At 68.6% G+C, this 19,434-nt stretch carries 25 protein-coding genes; 14 read left to right on the plus strand and 11 right to left on the minus strand.

All coding sequences use genetic code 11. The features are described 5' to 3' along the window. A partial coding sequence (locus tag ACWEMY_RS24930) for an acyl-ACP desaturase (protein ID WP_452391976.1) occupies positions 1-179 on the minus strand: 179 nt, incomplete at its 3' end. Between the two features lie 127 nt (positions 180-306). On the opposite strand from ACWEMY_RS24930, the gene ACWEMY_RS24935 reads away from it, so the two are divergent. From ACWEMY_RS24935 to ACWEMY_RS24945, 3 genes are read left to right on the plus strand one after another with little or no spacing between them, the layout of a single operon-like run. Beyond that, positions 307-840, plus strand: coding sequence for a PH domain-containing protein (locus ACWEMY_RS24935; protein WP_375934834.1), 534 nt, complete (start codon positions 307-309; stop codon positions 838-840). A gap of 41 nt (positions 841-881) precedes the next feature. Then, a complete protein-coding gene (locus ACWEMY_RS24940) occupies positions 882-1,580 on the plus strand; it encodes a response regulator transcription factor (protein WP_375934837.1) in 699 nt (232 codons plus the stop codon). 6 nt (positions 1,581-1,586) lie between these two features. After that, positions 1,587-2,894 carry a sensor histidine kinase gene (locus tag ACWEMY_RS24945; protein ID WP_452391959.1) on the plus strand — a complete coding sequence of 436 codons (1,308 nt, stop codon included), beginning with the start codon at positions 1,587-1,589 and terminating at the stop codon, positions 2,892-2,894. On the opposite strand, the gene ACWEMY_RS24950 is transcribed toward ACWEMY_RS24945, so the two are convergent. Then, a complete protein-coding gene (locus tag ACWEMY_RS24950; protein ID WP_375934843.1) occupies positions 2,891-3,439 on the minus strand; it encodes a GtrA family protein in 549 nt (182 codons plus the stop codon). The genes ACWEMY_RS24945 and ACWEMY_RS24950 overlap by 4 nt on opposite strands. A 39-nt stretch (positions 3,440-3,478) precedes the next feature. Between ACWEMY_RS24950 and ACWEMY_RS24955 the strand changes: the two genes are divergently transcribed. Then, a complete protein-coding gene (locus ACWEMY_RS24955) occupies positions 3,479-4,702 on the plus strand; it encodes a 5-(carboxyamino)imidazole ribonucleotide synthase (RefSeq protein ID WP_375934846.1) in 1,224 nt (407 codons plus the stop codon). A 34-nt stretch (positions 4,703-4,736) separates the two neighbouring features. Continuing rightward, positions 4,737-5,243 (plus strand): 5-(carboxyamino)imidazole ribonucleotide mutase, encoded by a 507-nt coding sequence (purE, locus tag ACWEMY_RS24960; RefSeq protein ID WP_375934849.1) that lies wholly within the window; start codon positions 4,737-4,739, stop codon positions 5,241-5,243. A gap of 45 nt (positions 5,244-5,288) precedes the next feature. Here purE and ACWEMY_RS24965 read toward each other — a convergent pair whose 3' ends face one another. Next, entirely contained in the window at positions 5,289-5,846 is a 558-nt protein-coding gene (locus ACWEMY_RS24965; RefSeq protein ID WP_452391960.1) for a PIN domain-containing protein, read from the minus strand. Next, complete coding sequence (locus tag ACWEMY_RS24970) at positions 5,846-6,304, minus strand: helix-turn-helix domain-containing protein (RefSeq protein ID WP_452391961.1); 459 nt, start codon at positions 6,302-6,304, stop codon at positions 5,846-5,848. Before ACWEMY_RS24970 ends, ACWEMY_RS24965 begins: the two co-directional genes overlap by 1 nt. Before the next feature lie 190 nt (positions 6,305-6,494). Here ACWEMY_RS24970 and ACWEMY_RS24975 point away from each other — a divergent pair, with 190 nt between their 5' ends. The 3 genes from ACWEMY_RS24975 to ACWEMY_RS24985 all read left to right on the plus strand — a co-directional run bounded on the left by ACWEMY_RS24975 (position 6,495) and on the right by ACWEMY_RS24985 (position 9,006). Continuing rightward, positions 6,495-7,154, plus strand: a complete 660-nt coding sequence (locus ACWEMY_RS24975; protein WP_452391962.1) for a TetR family transcriptional regulator — start codon at positions 6,495-6,497, stop codon at positions 7,152-7,154. A gap of 165 nt (positions 7,155-7,319) precedes the next feature. Next, positions 7,320-8,477, plus strand: coding sequence for an acyl-CoA dehydrogenase (locus ACWEMY_RS24980; protein WP_375934855.1), 1,158 nt, complete (start codon positions 7,320-7,322; stop codon positions 8,475-8,477). Positions 8,478-8,559: 82 nt separating this feature from the next. Beyond that, positions 8,560-9,006 (plus strand): hypothetical protein, encoded by a 447-nt coding sequence (locus ACWEMY_RS24985; protein ID WP_452391963.1) that lies wholly within the window; start codon positions 8,560-8,562, stop codon positions 9,004-9,006. Positions 9,007-9,222: 216 nt separating this feature from the next. Here the strand turns inward: ACWEMY_RS24985 and ACWEMY_RS24990 are convergent, their stop codons facing one another. After that, a complete protein-coding gene (locus tag ACWEMY_RS24990; protein WP_452391964.1) occupies positions 9,223-9,507 on the minus strand; it encodes a GNAT family N-acetyltransferase in 285 nt (94 codons plus the stop codon). A 35-nt stretch (positions 9,508-9,542) separates the two neighbouring features. After that, positions 9,543-10,907 carry an FAD-binding oxidoreductase gene (locus ACWEMY_RS24995; protein WP_375934864.1) on the minus strand — a complete coding sequence of 455 codons (1,365 nt, stop codon included), beginning with the start codon at positions 10,905-10,907 and terminating at the stop codon, positions 9,543-9,545. Positions 10,908-11,201: 294 nt separating this feature from the next. Between ACWEMY_RS24995 and ACWEMY_RS25000 the strand changes: the two genes are divergently transcribed. Further along, positions 11,202-11,510, plus strand: a complete 309-nt coding sequence (locus ACWEMY_RS25000) for a hypothetical protein (protein ID WP_375934867.1) — start codon at positions 11,202-11,204, stop codon at positions 11,508-11,510. Positions 11,511-11,566: 56 nt separating this feature from the next. Continuing rightward, positions 11,567-12,049: a GtrA family protein gene (locus ACWEMY_RS25005; RefSeq protein ID WP_452391965.1), complete on the plus strand. Its 483-nt coding sequence runs from the start codon at positions 11,567-11,569 to the stop codon at positions 12,047-12,049. A 7-nt stretch (positions 12,050-12,056) separates the two neighbouring features. On the opposite strand, the gene ACWEMY_RS25010 is transcribed toward ACWEMY_RS25005, so the two are convergent. The 3 genes from ACWEMY_RS25010 to ACWEMY_RS25020 are packed head-to-tail and all read right to left on the minus strand — an operon-like array spanning position 12,057 to position 14,001. Further along, the gene (locus ACWEMY_RS25010; protein ID WP_452391966.1) at positions 12,057-12,707 is read right to left on the minus strand and encodes a Type 1 glutamine amidotransferase-like domain-containing protein; all 651 of its coding nucleotides are present in this window, start codon (positions 12,705-12,707) and stop codon (positions 12,057-12,059) included. Then, a complete protein-coding gene (locus ACWEMY_RS25015; RefSeq protein WP_452391967.1) occupies positions 12,707-13,549 on the minus strand; it encodes a maleylpyruvate isomerase N-terminal domain-containing protein in 843 nt (280 codons plus the stop codon). The genes ACWEMY_RS25010 and ACWEMY_RS25015 overlap by 1 nt, the downstream gene beginning before the upstream one ends. Next, positions 13,546-14,001, minus strand: coding sequence for an HIT family protein (locus ACWEMY_RS25020; protein WP_452391968.1), 456 nt, complete (start codon positions 13,999-14,001; stop codon positions 13,546-13,548). The genes ACWEMY_RS25015 and ACWEMY_RS25020 overlap by 4 nt, the downstream gene beginning before the upstream one ends. Before the next feature lie 284 nt (positions 14,002-14,285). On the opposite strand from ACWEMY_RS25020, the gene ACWEMY_RS25025 reads away from it, so the two are divergent. Genes ACWEMY_RS25025 through ACWEMY_RS25035 form a run of 3 tightly spaced genes read left to right on the plus strand, consistent with a single transcriptional unit; the run spans position 14,286 to position 17,142 of the window. Next, positions 14,286-15,404 carry a Re/Si-specific NAD(P)(+) transhydrogenase subunit alpha gene (locus tag ACWEMY_RS25025; protein ID WP_375934882.1) on the plus strand — a complete coding sequence of 373 codons (1,119 nt, stop codon included), beginning with the start codon at positions 14,286-14,288 and terminating at the stop codon, positions 15,402-15,404. Next, positions 15,404-15,706: an NAD(P) transhydrogenase subunit alpha gene (locus tag ACWEMY_RS25030; RefSeq protein WP_056818017.1), complete on the plus strand. Its 303-nt coding sequence runs from the start codon at positions 15,404-15,406 to the stop codon at positions 15,704-15,706. Before ACWEMY_RS25025 ends, ACWEMY_RS25030 begins: the two co-directional genes overlap by 1 nt. A gap of 17 nt (positions 15,707-15,723) precedes the next feature. Beyond that, positions 15,724-17,142, plus strand: a complete 1,419-nt coding sequence (locus ACWEMY_RS25035; RefSeq protein ID WP_375935728.1) for an NAD(P)(+) transhydrogenase (Re/Si-specific) subunit beta — start codon at positions 15,724-15,726, stop codon at positions 17,140-17,142. Positions 17,143-17,217: 75 nt separating this feature from the next. Here the strand turns inward: ACWEMY_RS25035 and ACWEMY_RS25040 are convergent, their stop codons facing one another. After that, positions 17,218-18,048 carry a class I SAM-dependent methyltransferase gene (locus ACWEMY_RS25040; protein WP_452391969.1) on the minus strand — a complete coding sequence of 277 codons (831 nt, stop codon included), beginning with the start codon at positions 18,046-18,048 and terminating at the stop codon, positions 17,218-17,220. A gap of 36 nt (positions 18,049-18,084) precedes the next feature. Between ACWEMY_RS25040 and ACWEMY_RS25045 the strand changes: the two genes are divergently transcribed. Then, on the plus strand, positions 18,085-18,333 hold the full coding sequence (locus tag ACWEMY_RS25045) for a hypothetical protein (protein ID WP_452391970.1): 249 nt from the start codon (positions 18,085-18,087) through the stop codon (positions 18,331-18,333). Between the two features lie 97 nt (positions 18,334-18,430). On the opposite strand, the gene ACWEMY_RS25050 is transcribed toward ACWEMY_RS25045, so the two are convergent. Further along, positions 18,431-19,429, minus strand: coding sequence for an ABC transporter substrate-binding protein (locus ACWEMY_RS25050; protein ID WP_452391971.1), 999 nt, complete (start codon positions 19,427-19,429; stop codon positions 18,431-18,433). Between the last annotated feature and the right edge of the window lie 5 nt (positions 19,430-19,434).

Consider the following 19,434-nt stretch of genomic DNA (forward strand, 5'->3'; position numbering starts at 1 on the left):
CGGGATTGTCCCGGCTCCCAATCGTTTCCGCCCATGGCGGCGAAATTGCGGCCCTCGTCCCACGGGACGTAGTCGTGCGGATTCCAGTCCTTGGCGATGGACAGGTGCCGGTTCAGATTCTGTTCGGCCACTGGTTCGAGGGCCGTGAGGATTTCGAGCTGGGTCAGATCTTTGGTCACGCGTGCCTCCACTGTCGGTGTCGAGCAAGCAGATATGGGCAAAACCTGGCAGCTAGCGTGGAATCCACAGTATCGGTTCGGCCGTGGCTTCGAGAAATGCACCGTCACAGCGCGGTACTGTGCGTCCATGGGTTACCCGGAGGATGTCCTCGCGCCCGACGAGCAGCTGATCCTGCACCGTCACCCGCACTGGAAGATGCTGGTGTGGCCGATCATCACCCTCATCGTCGCGACCGCGCTCGCCGGCTTCCTCGGCGGGCTGGCCTGGCGCAACACCGAGGGCAGCGTACGCACCGTGCTGCTGCTGCTGATCGGGCTGGCCTGGCTGGGCGTGCTCGCCTGGCGGGTGGTGGCGCGGGTGATCGCCTGGAAGTCGACGCATTTCATCGTCACCGGCAGGCGGGTGCTGGTGCGTCAGGGCATCATCACCCACACCGGCATCGACATCCCGCTCAGCCGCATCTCCAGCGTGCAGTTCCGGCACGGGGTGCTGGACCGGATGCTCGGCACCGGCACGCTGATCATCGGGTCCTCCTCGGAGGAGCCGCTGGAATACGACGACATCCCCCAGGTGCAGCAGGTGCATTCGCTGCTCTACCACCAGGTCTTCGAGGCCGACCGCTCGCACGGCGACCAGCATTGGGGCACCGGGTATCGGTGAGCTGTCCACCGGCCGGAGTCCAGACCACTTAACCTGGGCTCATGACCGCCGTACTGCTGGCCGAAGACGACGAGGCCATCGCCGCACCCCTGTCACGGGCGCTGGGGCGTGAGGGCTACACCGTCACCGTCGAACGGTTCGGTCCCGCCGTGCTGCGCCGAGCCCTCGAAGGCGACCACGACCTGCTCATCCTCGACCTCGGCCTGCCCGGCATGGACGGGCTGGAGGTGTGCAGGCAGGTCCGTGCCTCCGGGGCCGATCTGGCGGTGCTGATGCTCACCGCCCGCACCGACGAGGTCGATTTCGTGGTCGGCCTGGACGCGGGCGCCGACGACTACGTCGGCAAGCCGTTCCGCCTGGCCGAACTGCTGGCCCGGGTGCGAGCGCTGTTGCGGCGCAGCGGGATCGGCGACGACGCGGTGGAGGTCGGCGGCATCCGGCTGGAACCGGCCGCGCGGCGCGTGCTGGTCAACGGGGCCGAGGTGAACCTGGCCAACAAGGAGTACGAGCTGCTCAAGGTGCTCATCGACCGGGCCGGGCAGGTGGTGCCGCGCGAGACCATCCTGCGCGAGGTCTGGGGCGACGCCGACCTGCGCGGGTCCAAGACCCTCGACATGCACATGTCCTGGTTGCGCCGCAAGATCGGCGACGAGGGGCCGATGGCCGAACGCCGCATCGTCACCGTGCGCGGCGTCGGCTTCCGGCTCAACACCGACGCCCCCTCCGGCGCGCGGGGCTGACGGGCGGTGCGCCGCCGCATCCTGCGCTCGATCCTGACCGTGCTCACCATCACCACGGTCGTGCTCGGCGTCCCGCTCATCTACACCGCCTGGCTGTGGGTCGAGGACATCACCCGCAACGATCTGCAGAGCCGCCTCGAACGCGTCGCGTCCGAGGTGATCTCCCAGGAGGGCGGTGACGGCACCGTCCAGGACGGTCTGGACGTGCGCGCGATGGCCGCGCTGGTGCCCGAGGGCGGCAAACTCACCATCGTCTACCCGGCGCCGCACGACAACGCGGCGCGCACCGATATCGGCGTCGGCTACGTCGAGGACCCGCTGGTGGAATCGCTGTCCATGGGCACCTCCGGTTCGCTGCGGCTCGAGGTGCCCGCCGGGCCCATGCACTCACGCCAGGAACAGGCCGTGGCCGCCGTGGCGCTGGCGGTGCTGGCCTCGCTCGGCGCCGCCTTCTCCGTCGCGGTGGTGACCGCGCGCCGGGTGGCCGACCCGCTGCGCGATGTGGCCGCCCGCGCCGCCCGGCTGGCCATGGGCGATTTCCGCCCCGACCCGCGCCGCCACGGTATCGCCGAACTGGACCGGGTCTCCGACGTACTCGACTCGGCCACCGTCGAGATCGCGGGGCGCCTGCAACGCGAGCACGCGCTGGTCGCCGACGTCTCCCATCAGCTGCGCAGCCGCCTGACCGCGGTGCGCCTGCGCCTGGACGAGCTGTCCACCCACGCCGACCCCGAGGTGGTGCACGAGGCCGAGGAGGCGATGGCCCAGGTCGACCGGCTCACCGACGCCATCGACGAACTGGTCCGCGCCTCCCGCGACGAGGACGCCGCCGACCGCGACCCGGTCCCGGTGATGGCCGAACTGCGCGGAGTGGTCGCCGAATGGGCCCACCCGTTCACCGAGGAGGGCCGCGAACTGCGCCTGACCGGCGACGAGTCGCTGCGCGCCCCGATCACCGGTTCCCGCCTGCGCGAGGCCGTCGCGGTGCTGGTCGACAACGCCCTGATGCACGGCGGCGGCACCTGCACGGTCTCGGTGCGCACGGTCCCGACCATGAGCTCGCGCGACCCGCTGATCTGCGTGGAGGTCGCCGACGAGGGCGAGGGCATCCGCGACGAGCTCGCCCCGCACGTCTTCGACCGCGGTTTCTCGGCGGGCGGCTCGACCGGTGTGGGGCTCGCGCTGGCCCGCGCCCTGGTGGAGGCCGACGGCGGGCGTCTGGAACTGCAGCGGCGCCGTCCGGCGCTGTTCGCGGTGTTCCTGGGGTCGAAGGTCAACCGGTCGTCGACCGCGACCCTGACCGAGCCGCGTTAGCCGCGCCCGAGAGGTTCGGGTTCTTCTTCGATGAGGTCTTCGAACTCGGCGACGATCTCGTTCATCTCGTCGGGGAAGACCCACCGGCGCATGGCCCAGAACCGGAACGCCATCTGCAGGAAATTACCGATCACGAACGCGCTGACGAAGTCGGCGATGTTCTCGGTCAGGAAGCTCACGTTCGGCTGGCGCAGATCGAGCATGTAACTCGAGATCCACAGCGGGATATTGCTCAGCACCACGCCGATGCCGCTGACCCCGAAGAACAGCAGCGCCTCGTGATGCTTCTCGCGGCCGCCGCGATTCTTGAACGACCATTCCCGGTTCAGGATGTAGGACGCGATCACCGCGACCACCCCGGAGATGATCTTGGCGGTGACCGGCTTCTCGGCCAGAACGGTCCATTTCAGGAGGTAGAACAGGCCGCTGTCGATCACGAACGTGGTCGCTCCGACGATGGCGAACTTGATCAGCTCACGGTGCCGGTACGCGGATTCGCGTAGGCGCGGGGGAAGGACGCTGACCACGTCGTCGACGATTGACACGAGTTCCGAGTGTACCGGTCGCAAAGATTCGCTTTCGACATGACAACATTGCACGACGTGAGTGCACGTTCGTTCGATCCGTCTGCCATGCCCACCGTCACCATGGTCGGTGGTGGCCAGCTCGCGCGCATGACGCACCAGGCCGCGGTCGCCCTCGGTCAGCGTCTGCGGGTGCTGGCGACCACGCCCGGTGACCCCGCGGCGCAGGTCACCCCCGATGTCGTCTTCGGCAGCCACGACGACCTGGAAGCGCTACGCGCGGCCGCGGTCGGCTCGCACGCGCTGACCTTCGACCACGAACACGTGCCGACCGAGCACCTGGACGTGCTGGTCGCCGAGGGGGTGAACGTCGCCCCGCCGCCGCAGGCGCTGATCTTCGCCCAGGACAAGCTGGCCATGCGCACCAAGCTGTCGGCACTGGGCCTGCCGGTGCCCGCGTTCACCGAGGTCACCGCGCCCGCCGACGCCATCGCCTTCGGCGACGAGCACGGCTGGCCGTTCGTCCTCAAGGCCGTGCGCGGCGGCTACGACGGCCGTGGCGTGTGGATGCCCGCCGACGCCGCCGAGACCGAGCGGCTGGTCACCGAGCAGCTCGCGCACGGCGTGCAGCTGCTGGCCGAGGCCAAGGTCGACCTGAAGCGCGAGCTGTCGGCCATGGTGGCCCGCTCGCCGTTCGGACAGGCCGCCACCTGGCCGGTGGTGGAGACCGTGCAGCGCAACGGCCAGTGCGCCGTGGTGATCGCCCCCGCCCCCGACCTGCCCGAGGACCTCGGTGCCCGCGCCGAGACCATGGCGCTCGAGCTGGCCGCCGGACTCGGCGTGGTCGGCGTGATGGCCGTGGAGCTGTTCGAGACCCACGACGGCGAGATCCTGGTCAACGAGCTGGCCATGCGCCCGCACAACTCCGGCCACTGGGGCATGGACGGCGCCTGCACCGGCCAGTTCGAACAGCACCTGCGCGCGGTCCTGGACTACCCGCTCGGCGACACCACCCCGCTGGCCCCCGTGACCGTGATGGCCAACATCCTCGGTGCCGCCCAGGCCCCCGAGATGTCCATGGACGAGCGCCTGCACCACCTCTACGCCCGCCTGCCCGAGGCCAAGGTCCACCTCTACGGCAAGGGCGAGCGCCCCGACCGCAAGATCGGGCACATCAACATCCTCGGCAACGATGTCGCTCAGGTCCGCGAGAAGGCCGAGCGCGCCGCGCACTGGATGTCGCACGCCGTCTGGACCGACGGCTGGGACCCGCACGGCGAGTAAACCGCCGCCGCCACTTTCGAGAGGAAACGATTCAGTGAGCACCAACGGTCCCCAGGTCGGCCTGATCATGGGCAGCGACTCCGACTGGCCCACGATGGAGGCCGCCGCCGAGGCGCTGGCCGAGTTCGGCATCCGCTTCGAGGTCGGTGTCGTCTCCGCGCACCGCACCCCCCAGCGCATGCTCGACTACGCCCGCGAGGCCGCCGACCGCGGCCTCCAGGTGATCATCGCCGGCGCGGGCGGCGCCGCCCACCTCCCCGGCATGGTCGCCTCCGCCACCCCCCTGCCCGTCATCGGCGTCCCCGTCCCCCTGAAATACCTCGACGGCATGGACTCCCTCCTGTCCATCGTCCAGATGCCCGCGGGCGTCCCGGTAGCCACCGTCTCCATCGGCGGCGCCCGCAACGCCGGCCTCCTGGCCGTCCGCATCCTCGCCGCCCACGACCCCTCCCTGCGCACCCGCATGGAACAGTTCCAGTCCGGCCTCGAACAAATGGTCCTCGCCAAAGACGAAGCCCTCCGCACCAAGCTCCTGGGCTGACGCCGACCCACCCCACCGGTTACCGGTGGGGTGGGTTCGAGACTGTCATCGACCTTCGCGCAGTGCCGCCACGGCTTCCACCAAACCGGCCCGTTCGAGCTCGTCGAGGACGTCGTCAGCGGTCTCGGGCGGATTTCGCCGTGAGTAGGCGATCTCCTGGACGCACGCCCAGACAACCCGGTCATCGAGGTCGATCAGGTCGAGCAGAAAATCGTCCGGGCTCTTCGCGAGGACATTCCAGGCGCCGAGATACTCATCGGGGAAGTCCTTGAGATTCGAGGTCACGATTACCTGTGCACCGGCCCTGACCGCGGCGGCGAGTACGTGCCGGTCGTCGGCATCGGGGAGCTTCACGCTCTCGATGAGTGGTTCGTAGCCCTCGACTCTGCAGTCGGGAACGGCGGTCACGATCATTCGACGGAGCCGCGCGATCTTCTCCGCCGCGATGTCCGGACGCTTGGCCGCCAGGTTGCCCAATGCCTCGTCGAGGATGCGATCGGTCCACTTCGCCTGAACGACTTTCGCGCGGGCCAACCGGATGAACAGGTCGCGGACGGCGTTCCCGTAGAGAACGTTCGCGTCGTATACGACGATGAATGCCATCAGAGGTCGAGTTCCTGGCCGAGGCGGGTCAGTTCGTCGGCGGCCTCCCTGCTGGCGGTCTCACTGCGCTGCGCGTACGCCTTCAAATCGTCGAACCGGATGCGGCGATGCCTGCCGACCAAGCGGTGGGGGATCTCGCCTGCGTCCAGGAGGCCGACGACATAGGGCCGCGAAACATTCAGCATGTCGGCCGCCTGCTGGGTTGTCATCTCGGCATTCGATGGAACGACCGAGACGCCGCGTCCTTCTGCTGCTTGAGCCAGGATGAATGCGAGCAAACTGACGGCCTCCCGGGGCAATGCCAGGGCCTCATCGCTGCCGATCTCGCCGGTGACCGGAATGATCTCCTCATCCGGGTGGTGCATGAGGTAGTCCTTGATCCGGCGCATGGCCCGGTCTGCGACCGCTGCGTCGATCGCTCCGGGTTCGGCGCGTTTCACTGAACGAAGTGTCGACATGGGTGCCTCCTTGCTCGGCTCGTGGCGTCGTTCGGACACCGGCAGCATCGGTTAATTGAAGTGTACGCAGTAAACGCAACAAACGAAATAAACGAAGTAGACAAAATTGCGCGACCGGTCGCGATCGAGGTGACTTGTGTGGCTCGCCTGGCTGAATCGGCTCGCGGGCCGATGGCTAACGTTGTCGCTCGTGGCACACGACGATGCGGCGCAGTTCAGGCTCACGGTGGTGGATCGGGCGTTGCGGTTGTTCGCCGAGCGGGGGTACGAGGCGACGGCGGTGGACGAGATCGCGGTGGCGGCGGGGATCTCGCGGCGGACGTTCTTCCGGCAGTTCCGGTCCAAGGAGGACGTGATCTTCGCCGATCACGAATTCCAGCTGGCGACCGCGCAGGAGTTCCTCGAGAGCGCGGTCGGTGATCCGTGGGACGCGGTGTGCGAGGCCGTGATCGGGGTGTTCGAGCGGTTCACCCAGTGGCGTGACATCGCCGCGCGCCGGTATCAGGTGGTGCGCCGGGTGCCCGCGCTGCGCGAGCGCGAGATCGTCACGGTGTTCCGCTACGAGCGCCTGTTCACCGAGTTCCTGCGTGAGCGCCTGCCGGAGGTGCCGGATCTGGTGCGGGTGCAGTTCACCGCCGCGGTGACCGCCACCCACAACTATCTGCTGCGCCGGATGGTGCGCGGCGAGCCGGGCGCCGAGGTGGCCGATCTGCGCGCCGAGCTCGCCGCCATCCCGCGCGGCCGACGGGCGGTGCCGGGCCCCGAGGAGCTGGTCCTCGCGGTGTTCCCGCGCGACATGCCGCCGCGTCAGGTCGCCGACCTGCTCACCACCCGGCTCGGTAATCTGTGAGCGCGCCCACGCCGTAGCGGCCCATATGCGGCACTGAGTGCCACCGGTATATGCCCATGTAGTTACCGAGTGCCGCGCGTATAATCCTCGGTGGACTGGCACTCAGTGCCGACGAACACGCGCTGTCGACCACAGCGATCACCACCACGACCAGGAGTGTGCCCGATGGCGGGAAACCCCGACTTCAACCTGTTCCAGCTCGAGGACTTCCACGATGAGCTCCGCGGTGCCATCCGTGGCCTGTCCGAGAAGGAGATCGCCCCCTACGCCAAGGACGTCGACGGCAACGCCCGCTTCCCCGAGGAGGCGCTGACCGCCCTCAACGCCGCCGGCTTCAACGCCGTGCACGTGCCCGAGGCGTACGGTGGCCAGGGCGCCGACTCGGTCGCCACCTGCATCGTGATCGAGGAAGTCGCCCGCGTCTGCGGTTCGTCGTCGCTGATCCCGGCCGTGAACAAGCTGGGCACCATGGGCCTGATCCTCAACGGCTCCGAGGAGCTGAAGCAGCAGGTCCTCGGCGACCTGGTCGAGGGCAAGATGGCCTCGTACTGTCTGTCCGAGCGTGAGGCCGGCTCCGACGCCGCCTCCATGCGCACCCGCGCCAAGGCCGACGGCGACGGCTGGATCCTCAACGGCTCCAAGTGCTGGATCACCAACGGCGGCAAGTCCGAGTGGTACACCGTGATGGCCGTGACCGACCCGGAGAAGGGCGCCAACGGCATCTCCGCGTTCATGGTCCACAAGGACGACGAGGGCTTCGTGGTCGGCCCGCTCGAGCACAAGCTGGGCATCAAGGGTTCGCCCACCGCCGAGCTGTACTTCGAGAACTGCCGCATCCCCGGCGACCGCATCATCGGCGAGCCCGGCACCGGCTTCAAGACCGCGCTGCAGACCCTCGACCACACCCGCCCGACCATCGGCGCGCAGGCCGTCGGCCTGGCCCAGGGTGCCCTCGACGCCGCGATCGCCTACACCAAGGACCGCAAGCAGTTCGGCAAGGCCATCGCCGACTTCCAGAACACCCAGTTCATGCTCGCCGACATGGCGATGAAGGTCGAGGCCGCGCGCCTCATGGTCTACACCTCCGCGGCCCGCGCCGAGCGCGGCGAGAAGAACCTCGGCTTCATCTCCGCCGCCGCCAAGTGCTTCGCCTCCGACGTGGCCATGGAAGTCACCACCAACGCCGTCCAGCTCTTCGGCGGCGCCGGCTACACCACCGACTTCCCGGTGGAGCGCATGATGCGCGACGCCAAGATCACCCAGATCTACGAGGGCACCAACCAGATCCAGCGCCTGGTCATGTCCCGCCAGATCCTGCGCTGATTCCGGCACCGGCCGGGTGTTCTCGCCCTACAGAGGGCAGAGATCACCCGGCCGATCGCTTTTCACAGCGAAAGGCCCGGACATGAAGCACGGTGTGATCCTGTGCGGCGCACCGGATATAGGGAAAGACACGGTCACCACCGCGCTCACGGAGCGCGACGCCCGATATCGGTTTCACCTGATCGGAAGCCCGGGCCCGTGTGACATCGACCGTCAGGGCCTGTCCGAGTTGCTCGCCGACGGCTTCGTTCCAGTTGTTCACGTCGACCGGCCGGGTGCGGTCGACGCGGTGAAGGGTCTGGTGGGCGAAGTCCGGTGGGCGGTGGTGCTGCTGGTTGCCGACCTTGCTTCTGCTCGGGCACGGGCCATCGGTCACGGCACAGCTGACGGGCCTGCCGCCTGCGAGGCGACGCCTGCTGTCGTCTTCACGGCGACGCTCGCCACCGCTCACCTGACACCCGGCGAGACGGCTCGATACATCGACACCGCAGTTCGTATGCGCGAGAGACTTTTCGGAGCAGCGGGCTGAAACCCCTTGGACTCCGAGCGGCTCCCGCATCTCGCGGTCACCGCTGATCCGGAGACGGTACGGGCGGCGGTGCGGGAGATGATCGGGTTCGTCCTCGATGGAGAGTCCGCTGTCACGTTGCAGTGGCAACCCGCCGGGGACGGGTGGTCCGCGACCGTCGAGGTCGGCTGCGGGTCGGGTGGACTGCCGGTGGATTCACCGACCCGCTGAACGGCCTCAGGCCACCAGTTCGGCGTATTCGCGGTGTTCGGTGATGTATTTCTCCACGTACCAGCAGGTGGGGATGATGTGGTAGCCGGCGGCGCGGGAGTCGTCGAGGCCGAATTTCACCACGTCGGCGGCGACGCCGCGGCCCCGGAATTCGGGGAAGGTCATGGTGTGGTGGAAGTCGCGGACCTTGGTGTCCTCGCGTTCGGCGTAGTCGGCGTAGCCGGCGAGGACGTCGTCGAGGTAGATCTCGAAGCGGGTGTCGGCGACGTTGTGTTCGAGCCTGGTGGTCATACCGGATGCTAACCCGCGGTCGCCGCGCGATGTTCCTACAGGATCGCGCCCGGGTTGAGGATGCCCTCGGGGTCGAGGGCGTGCTTGATGCGGCGCGTCAGCTCCATCACCTCGGGTCCCACCTGGTCGGGTAGCCAGCCCTTCTTGAGACGGCCGACGCCGTGTTCGCCGGTGATGGTGCCGCCCAGGCTGATGGCCAGGTCCATGATCTCGCCGAAGGCGCGGTGCGCGCGGGCGGTGTTGTCGGGGTCGGTGGGGTCGTGCACGATCAGCGGGTGGGTGTTGCCGTCGCCCGCGTGCGCGATCACCGAGACCAGCACGTCGTTGCGTTCGCTGATGGTGGTGATGCCGGTGATCAACTCGCCGAGCCGGGGCAGCGGCACGCCGACGTCCTCGAGCAGCAGCGGGCCGATGCGCTCCACCGCCGGGATGGCGAAACGCCGTGCGGCGGTGAAGGCTTCGCCCTCGGTGGGGTCCTCGGTATGGAAAACCTCGGTGGCTCCGGCCTTTTCGCACAGCGTCACCATCACTTGCGCTTCGTGCCCGGCGAATTCGCCCGGCGCGTCGGAGCGGGCGACCAGCAGCGCGGCCGCGGTGCGGTCCAGGCCCATGCGCATCTCGTCCTCGACGGCGTTGATGGCGACGGTGTCCATGAATTCGAGCATGGCGGGGCGCAGGGTCGAGGTGATGGCCAGGATGGCGTCGGTGGCGGCGGTGAGGGAGCCGAAGCTCGCGACGACGGTGGCCTGCGGTGGCTGGGCGGGTAGCAGGCGCAGGGTGAGTTCGGTGATCACGCCGAGGGTGCCCTCGCTGCCGACGAACAGCTTGGTCAGCGACAGGCCCGCCGAGTCCTTCAGGCGCGGCCCGCCCAGGCGCACCGGTGTGCCGTCGGCCAGCACCACTTCCATGCCGAGCACGTAGTCGGTGGTGACGCCGTATTTCACGCAGCACAGCCCGCCCGCGTTGGTGGCCGCGTTGCCGCCGATCGAGCACATCTCGAACGAGGACGGGTCCGGCGGATACCACAGCCCCTCGGCGGCCACGGCGCGCTTCACCTCGGCGTTGAGCAGTCCCGGCTGCACCACGGCGGTGCGCGTCACCGGGTCGACGCTGATCTCGCGCATCAGTTCGGTGCTGAGCACGATCCCGCCGTCCACCGCCGTGGCGCCGCCGGACAGGCCCGAGCCCGCTCCGCGCGGCACCACCGGCACCCGGTGTTCGTGCGCCCAGCGCAGCGTGGCGGCCACGTCGTCGGTGCCGCGCGCCCGCACCACGGCCAGCGGCGTCCCCGCGTCGGGGTCGCGCGCCCAGTCCTGCCGATACCCCGCCAGCACATCCGGGTCGATCACCACCGCCCCCGCGGAGAGGGAATCGGCCAGTGCGCCCAAGTTCGCGTCCACCCTCCAACGCTAACCGCCGCGGCGCCGCCGGTCCGGCGATCACCGAGACCCGCCGCGTGCTGATCGCCTGACCAGATGTGATGTAGGCCGGAACAAGACCCGGCGGACATCGTTGTGATTCGGCGCGCCCGGTTGGTGTTTACGCCGTCCGAGCGTTCACAATGCTTTTCGACGGGTGTTCCGGCGGGAGGGTTGCCGGTCGCACCCCGTGTTCGCGTTCTGCTCCACGGTGCGCCGGTGCGCATTGATCACGCGGCGCCCTTGTGCCGCACCGTTTTTCGCAGGGAGGACCGGATGATGCAGGAATCGCAGGACCGTAGCGAGCTCGTCGGCGCCCTGCTGGCGGCCGAGTACGCCGACGCCGGGATCGATGTCGAGGCCATGCGCGGTGTGCGCGCCGGTGACCACGCCGAATGGCTGGCCGCCCTGGAGGCCACCGGCCTGTTCGGTCACACCGCGCTGAGCGAGATCGCCGCCGCCTGGCTGCGTGATCCCCGCCTGCTGCGTGACGCCCTGCTGGCCGAGGCCGACGAATTCACCCGCCGCCGCTGCCTGGCGGCCTGGTCGGCGCTCGACGCCCGTCCGGCGGCCGTCGTCGGCTGACGCCGCGTTTGCCGTCCGCTCATCTGCGCGACACCTGCCGCTGGCAGGGTGGCCGCGTGGAGCAGCTCACGGACTCGGTGGCCGATCGTTTCAGCCGCTGGTGCGCGGTCGTGGTCGACCGGTTGCCGTGGGGCCTGGCCCGCTACGTCCCGGCCACCTTCCTCGGCTTCGCCCTGATCAACAGCTTCACCTTCGGCGTGGACCTGGTGCTGCTCACGGTCCTGCACGGCGTGGCGGGCCTGCCGATCTGGCTGTCGATCACCCTCGCCTATATCGCCGCGTTCGGCCTGAGCTTCCTGCTCAACCGCACCTTCAACTTCCACTCGCATGCCCCGGTGGGCAGGCAGGCCGCGGTGTACGCGGTGGTGGTGCTGGTGAACTACCTGGCCTTCATCCTCGGCGTCGGCTCCGGCCTCACCGCCCTCGGCCTCGAATACCACCTGGCCCGGCTCGCAGCCGGCGCCTGCGAAGGCGTCTACATGTACTGCGCCCTGCGCTGGATCGTCTTCCGCGACGCGCCCGCCCTGAACTCGGTGTGACGCGTGCTCAGGGGCGGGTGCCGCGGAGCAGCTCGGTGTGGTTTCCGTCGACGAGGACCACGTCGGCGTCGGTGAGTGACCAGTGGGGGGTGCCCTCGGACTGGTATCTCGCCAGGAGTTTCGCGGATTCGCCGTCGGGGTCGGTGGGGGAGTCGAGGTGGACGACGAGGGGACGGTCGACCAGGCCGAGGCCGTCCCAGCGTGGGGCGATGCCGGTGGTGGGCAGGACCTCGCCGGGGTCGTCCATCGTCTCCAGTCCGTGCAGGTCGGGGCCGAGCAGGCAGGCGCCCGCGCTGTAGCCGGCGTAGGCCAGGGCGTCTTCGGCCAGGAGTGCGGGCAGCACGGAATCGGCTCCGCTGCGGGCGAATTGGGCGCGCAGGACGAAGGTGTTGCCGCCGCGCACCCACACCAGTGGATAGGAGCGCAGGGTCTTCTCCAGTTGGGCGGGTTGCCCGGCGTAGTCGCGCAGATCCAGTACCTCGGGTGAATAGCCGAGGGCGGCAAGGGGTGTCGTGTCGCTGGCGACCGCCGAGGACCAGGCGGCGGGCCAGGCGTCGCACGCGTTCGGGATCACCGCGACCCGGCCGGGCGGGCCCGCGAGGTCGGTGAGTCGGTCGGCGAAATCGCCGAATCGATAGGAGGACAGGAACAGTCGCATCAGATCGTGAAGGCCAGGTTGCGCACCAGGCGCGCGCCGAGGTCGGTGTCGCCGTCGATGGCGATCTCGCCCAGGTGCTCGTCGACGGTGATCCGGCCGCCGCGCAGGCGCGCGAACAGTCCGGAGTCCAGGCGGATGGTCGTGGTGGGTGTGTCCTCGGCGGTGTCGAGCAGGACGCCGCGCCCGTCGACCACCGCCACGTGTACCTGCCTGGTCACCGGGCCGGTGAGATCCAGGGTGACCTGCGCGCCCTCCGGTGCCTTGGCGCCCTTGACCACCGCCCGGCCCAGGCCGAGGGTGAGTTCGGCGAAGGCCGTCTCCGCGCGGTCGCCGCCCTCGGGCACGGTGCGACCGATGCCGTCGGCGAGGTCGAGTTCGTGCATCCAGCAGTCGAACAGCCGCACCCGCATGAAGCGGCCGTAGGGCACCTGCCCGACGGGGGAGACCGTGGGCTCGGCCCAGGCTTCGTCGTCCTTGGCGACCAGCGCGGCGCGGCGCTGCTCGGTGACCTCGTCGAAGAGCGCGAGCAGCCGCTTGCCCGAGAGCGGGCGCAGCCGGTCGACCCAGATCTCGTTGAGCACCGCCACCTCGTTGCGCACGTGCGGCAGCGTGCGCACATCGGTCTTGGGGCGCAGCGGGTCGTGCGGCGGCGGGGTGCGGCCGAGCAGCCACGATTCGGTGCCGATCACGTGCGCGACCACGTCGAAGATGGTCCAGCCGGGCAGGGGTGATGGCCTGCGCCAGGCGTTCTCGTCGAGGTCGGCGACCAGGGCGGCGATGGCCTCCCACTGCTGGGCGAGCAGGTCGGTGAGGTGCTCGCGGTCGGGCGTGCGCTCGGTCATCCCTGGGTTCCTTCCGCCTGCTGCTCGGTGTCGAGCGCGGTGAGGCCGGCGCGGATGGCGTCGGCGGTGGAGTTCGGTTCGTGCGGGCGACGCAGCAGGAAGCCCTTGGCGAAGGCGAGCTTGTCGCCGTGGCGGCGCGGCACCACGTGCAGGTGGACGTGGCCGACGGTCTGGAAGGCCGCGGTGCCGTCGTTGAGGATGAGATTGGCGCCGTCGCTGGCCAGGCCGCCGCGGCGCAGCGCGCGGGCGAGCCGATGGCCGGTGCGGAACAGATCGGCGCCCGCGTCGGCGGGCAGATCGTCGAGTTCGGTGGCGTGCTGTTTGGGCACGATCAGGGTGTGTCCGCGGGTGATGGGGCGGATGTCGAGGAAAGCGCACACGGCGTCGTCCTCGTAGACTCGGGTGGCCGGCGCCGTCCCCGCGACGATCCGGCAGAAGACGCAGTCGTTCACGGACCCGACCCTACGGTGTGGTGTGGCCCGCGCAACAGCCCGAGGCCCGTCCGGACATGACGCGCGTCACGTCCGCGAGCACCGATCCTGGCGTCTTGCTGGTCCGATTTGACCGATCATGTACTGGACAGTCGTCCAACTATCCGCTGTGACAGGCATCTCCGCTAGGCTCACCGCCAGCCGAGTACAGTTGCGAGGATTTCAGCTGAACCTACTCGTAGGTAACATTCGGCTGATCCCGTTGTTCCCCGGCTCGAAGCCAGCACGAAAAGGAAGTCTGACTAGTGGAGACAACGCACAACGTGGGCGAGGAATCGCCGCGCGGAGCGCGTGTCGGAGTCGTTCGCGAGTCCGGCCCGGGTGAGCGGCGAGTCGCAGTGGTGCCCAAGATCATCCCCGCGCTGTCCAAGCAGGGCGTCGAGGTGGTCGTGGAAGCCGGTGCGGGCCTCGGCGCGCTCATTCCCGACGCGGCCTACGTAGAGGCAGGAGCGACCATCGGTGATCCGTGGTCCGCCGATGTCGTGGTCAAGGTGGCCCCGCCCAGCGATGCCGAAGTAGCCAAACTGAGCTCCGGCCAGACGCTGATCGGGTTCCTCGCGCCGCGTAACGCCGACAATCAGATCGGCGCTCTCAAGGCCGCCGGTGTGCAGGCCTTCGCCGTCGAGGCGATCCCGCGTATCTCGCGGGCCCAGGTGATGGACGCGCTGTCCTCCCAGGCCAACGTGGCCGGCTACAAGGCCGTGCTGCTCGCCGCCTCGGAGTCGACCCGCTTCTTCCCGATGCTCACCACCGCCGCGGGCACCGTGAAGCCGGCCACCGTGCTGGTGCTCGGTGTCGGTGTCGCCGGTCTGCAGGCGCTGGCCACGGCCAAGCGTCTCGGTGGCCGCACCACCGGCTACGACGTGCGTCCCGAGGTCGCCGACCAGGTGCGCTCCGTCGGCGCCCAGTGGCTCGACCTGGGCATCGACGCCGCCGGTGAGGGCGGTTACGCCCGCGAGCTCACCGACGAGGAGAAGGCCCAGCAGCAGAAGGCGCTCGAAGACGCCATCAAGGGTTTCGACGTGGTGATCACCACCGCGCTGGTGCCGGGTCGTCCCGCGCCGCGCCTGGTCACCGCCGCGGCTGTCGAGGGCATGAAGCCCGGCAGCGTGATCGTCGACCTGGCCGGCGAGACCGGCGGCAACTGCGAACTCACCGAGCCCGGCGAGATCGTGGTCAAGCACGAGGTCACCATCGCCTCGCCGCTGAACCTGCCCGCCACCATGCCCGAGCACGCCAGCGAACTGTACTCCAAGAACATCTCGGCGCTGCTGGAACTGATGCTGGTCGACGGCAAGCTCGCGCCCGATTTCGAGGATCAGGTGCTGGCGGATTCCTGTGTCACACGTGAGGTGGAAGCCTGATGTACACCGAACTTCTGGCCAATATCGCGATCCTGGTTTTGTCCGGGTTCGTCGGTTTCGCGGTCATCTCCAAGGTTCCCAACACCCTGCACACCCCGCTGATGTCGGGCACCAACGCCATCCACGGCATCGTGGTGCTCGGCGCGCTGGTGACGCTGGGCAATGTCAAGGACCCGTCGCTGCTGGTGCAGGTGATCCTGTTCGTCGCCGTGGTGTTCGGAACCCTGAACGTCATCGGTGGCTTCGTGGTCACCGACCGCATGCTCGGCATGTTCAAGGGTAAGAAGAAGGCGGCCGAGTGATGCACGCAGTCGACAACATGACCTACCTGGTCAACGGCCTCTACATCGTGGCCTTCTCCATGTTCATCTACGGTCTGATGGGCCTGACCGGCCCGAAGACCGCCGTGCGCGGCAACCAGATCGCCGCCGTCGGTATGGCCCTTGCGGTCGTGGCGACGCTGATCTCCATCCGGCACGCGGAACTGCTGAACTGGATCCTGATCGGCGCCGGCCTGGTCGTCGGTGTGGCCCTGGGTGTTCCGCCCGCCGTGCGCACCAAGATGACCGAGATGCCGCAGCTGGTCGCCGCGTTCAACGGCGTCGGTGGTGGCACGGTCGCGCTCATCGCGTGGGCCGAGTTCATCGACAGCACTGGCTTCTCCCAGCTGCACGACGAGCCGAACATCCACATCATCATCGGCTCGCTGTTCGCCGCGGTGATCGGTTCGATCTCCTTCTGGGGCTCGATCATCGCCTTCGCCAAGCTGCAGGAGATCCTGTCCGGCAAGCCGATCGGCATCGGCAAGCTGCAGCAGCCGCTGAACCTGCTGCTGCTCGTCGGCGCGATCGTGTGCGCCGTGGTGATCGGCCTCGGCGCCGACAACGGTGGCGTCTCGCAGCTGTGGATGATCGCGCTGCTGGTGCTCGCCGGCATCCTCGGCCTGATGGTCGTGCTGCCCATCGGTGGCGCCGACATGCCGGTCGTCATCTCGCTGCTCAACGCCCTGACCGGTCTGTCGGCCGCGGCCGCGGGTCTGGCGCTGAACAACACCGCGATGATCGTCGCGGGCATGATCGTCGGCGCGTCCGGCACCATCCTCACCAACCTCATGGCCAAGGCCATGAACCGTTCCATCCCGGCCATCGTCGCCGGTGGTTTCGGTGGCGGTGGCGGTGCGGCCGCGAGCGGTGGCGGCGAGGCCAAGTCGGCCAAGGCCACCTCGGCCGCCGACGCCGCGATCCAGATGGCCTACGCCAACCAGGTCATCGTGGTGCCCGGCTACGGTATGGCCGTGGCCCAGGCCCAGCACGCGGTCAAGGAGATGGCCTCCCTGCTCGAGGGCAAGGGTGTCGAGGTCAAGTACGCGATCCACCCGGTCGCCGGTCGTATGCCCGGCCACATGAACGTGCTGCTGGCCGAGGCCGAGGTGTCCTACGACGCCATGAAGGAAATGGACGACATCAACGGCGAGTTCAACCGGACCGACGTGGTCCTGGTGATCGGCGCCAACGACGTCACCAACCCCGCGGCCCGCGAGGACAAGTCGAGCCCGATCTACGGCATGCCGGTCCTCAATGTCGACCAGGCCAAGAGCGTCATCGTGCTCAAGCGCTCGATGAACTCCGGCTTCGCCGGCATCGACAACCCGCTGTTCTACGCCGACCACACCTCCATGCTGTTCGGCGACGCCAAGAAGTCCGTCGGTGCGGTCACCGAGGAACTCAAGGCGCTGTAAGTCGCAGCTGTACACCCGAATGGGCCCCGTCGTTCTCCGGAACGGCGGGGTCCACTCGTTTTCCGGGTTCGCGCGTCAGCCGAGCCGGGTCGTCACGATCGCCATGCGAGCGCCGTGGGCGAGCAACCCGTTCTCGGTGGACTTCACGGCCTGGTCGAGGAATTCGTCACGGAGGCGCTCGAGCTCGCGTGGGTCGACAAGGGTGGCGTCGTAATAGGAGTCGACCGCCGACTGCCACGTCTCCTCCGGTGTTGCCAGTGGCCCGTGGCTGATCTCGGTCCATTCGATCGGCTGGAATCCGGCAGCCGTCACCAACTCGTCCACTCCCGCCCGGTTGCGCATCCGCCGATCTCCGAGCGCGGGCATCGCCCCTGAGCGTCGAGCCTCCGCAAAGGTCGTTCGCGCCACCTTCTCGAACAGCGCCCGCCCACTTCCTTCGGCCGGTACCAGTCCGATGGAGATCACCAGCGTGCCAGTCGGTTTCAGCACCCGTGCCGCCTCTGCCAACACCTGCCCGATATCAGCCATCAGCATCAACGCCATATGGGAGATCACGGTGTCGAACGAGTGCTCGGCGAACGGCAGCTCCTGAGCTCGCCCCTGCCGCAGATCTGCACCCTGTAGCTCCGGCCGTTGCCTGGCAGTCGCGAGCTCGATATCGGAGAGATCGATCCCGGCGAGTCCGGTCGCACCGTTGTGAGCCAGCACCGCGAGCAAAGACCCGTCGCCACAACCGAGATCGAGCACGTCTCGAGCCATCGGAACCTGGTCGGCGAGATACTCGTAACTGGACCGCCCGTCGGCCAGCGGATTCGCGAGCACATACCGACTCATCGCCCCCGGCAACTGGTTGTGCGTCATCCGCAGGAACTCTTCACCCACGCGAATCTCATCAGCTGACAACATGATTCGAATCTAGCTCGTATCGATTGCCCGATTCCGATGACAGCGCTTGTCAGCGCGACTCTTGGCGACAGCAGGCAATTGTTCGCCGGCCGCGTGCTGCCCTTCGGTCTTGCCGACGCCGCGGCGTATGCCGACCGGATGGCTGCGGCCCGGGTCGCGGGTATCGCTATCGGGGGGTCCGACGGATATGTCGCCGCCACGGCGAAAGCGGCCGGAATGTACGTGGCGACGCGTGATTCGGCGTTCCGGGCGCCGGGCATCACCGTCATCGATCCGTGGGAATGAGCTGCCCACAACTGCCGGAAACGCAGATCACCCCGCCCGCCGGGGAATCGGCGGACGGGGTGAGGGGCGGCGGGTCAGAGGTCAGCCGCCGGGGGGCTTACTTGAAGCGCTGGGACAGGAGGTCCAGGAGGGACATGGCCTCGCGGTAGTCGGGGCGCTTGGCGGTGGCCGGGAGCTCGTAGAGCTGGCCCTTCTGGAAGGCGGGGAGCATGGCCAGGGCCGGGTCCTGCTTCAGCTGGGCGATGTCGCGGCCGCCGTCGAGCTTGATGACGAACAGCACGGGGGCGTCGACGACGGTGCTCAGCAGTTCGGGGCTGAAGGTCACCCAGTCACCGGCCTGGGCGCGCTCGGGGTTGCCTGCCTTGGCCTCGATCTTGTCGTCGATGGTGATGCCCACGTCGGTGAGCAGGTTGGCCAGCGGGGTCTTGGGGGCCAACAGGATCGGCTTCGCGTCCGCCTGGGACTGGTAGACCGCCGCGGCACCCTGCGGCAGCTTCAGCGCGGCCTTCACCTTGGCCACCTTGTCGGTGTAGGCGGTGATCATGCCGTCGACCTTGTCGGGCCGGTTGACATAGTTGGCGACCGACTTCAGCTGGTCCTGCCAGTTGGCCGCGTCCGAGGGCACCAGGGCGGTGGGGGCGACAGCGGCGAGCTTGTCGTAGTTCTTGATGGTCTGCTGACCGGGCCAGCCGGGTCCGCCACCGATGATGAGGTCGGGCTTCTGGGCGGCGATGAACTCCAGGTTCAGGTCGTCACCGGAGGGCACGGCCACGGTGCCCTGTTCCTTGGCGTCGGCGGCCCAGGCGGCCGGGAACTCGCCGGGCGCGAGGGTGACGCCCAGGATGCGCGGGTCCGCCGCGGTGACCTTGGCCTCGAGGTCGTAGAGGTACCCGGCGAGGGCGCCGTTGAGGACCACGATGCGCTGCGGGTCGGCCGGGACGGTGACCTGGCCCTTGGGGGTGTCCACCTGGCGGGTGCCGCCATCGGCGGCCTCATCGGAGGTGGAGCTGCTGCAGCCCACGGCCGTCGCGGTCACCGCGACGATCAGGAGTGCGACGGCGGCACGCATGCGTGCCGTCATTCGGTGCGCTGACATGGGAG

The sequence above is a fragment of the Nocardia sp. NPDC004415 genome (assembly GCF_053602435.1).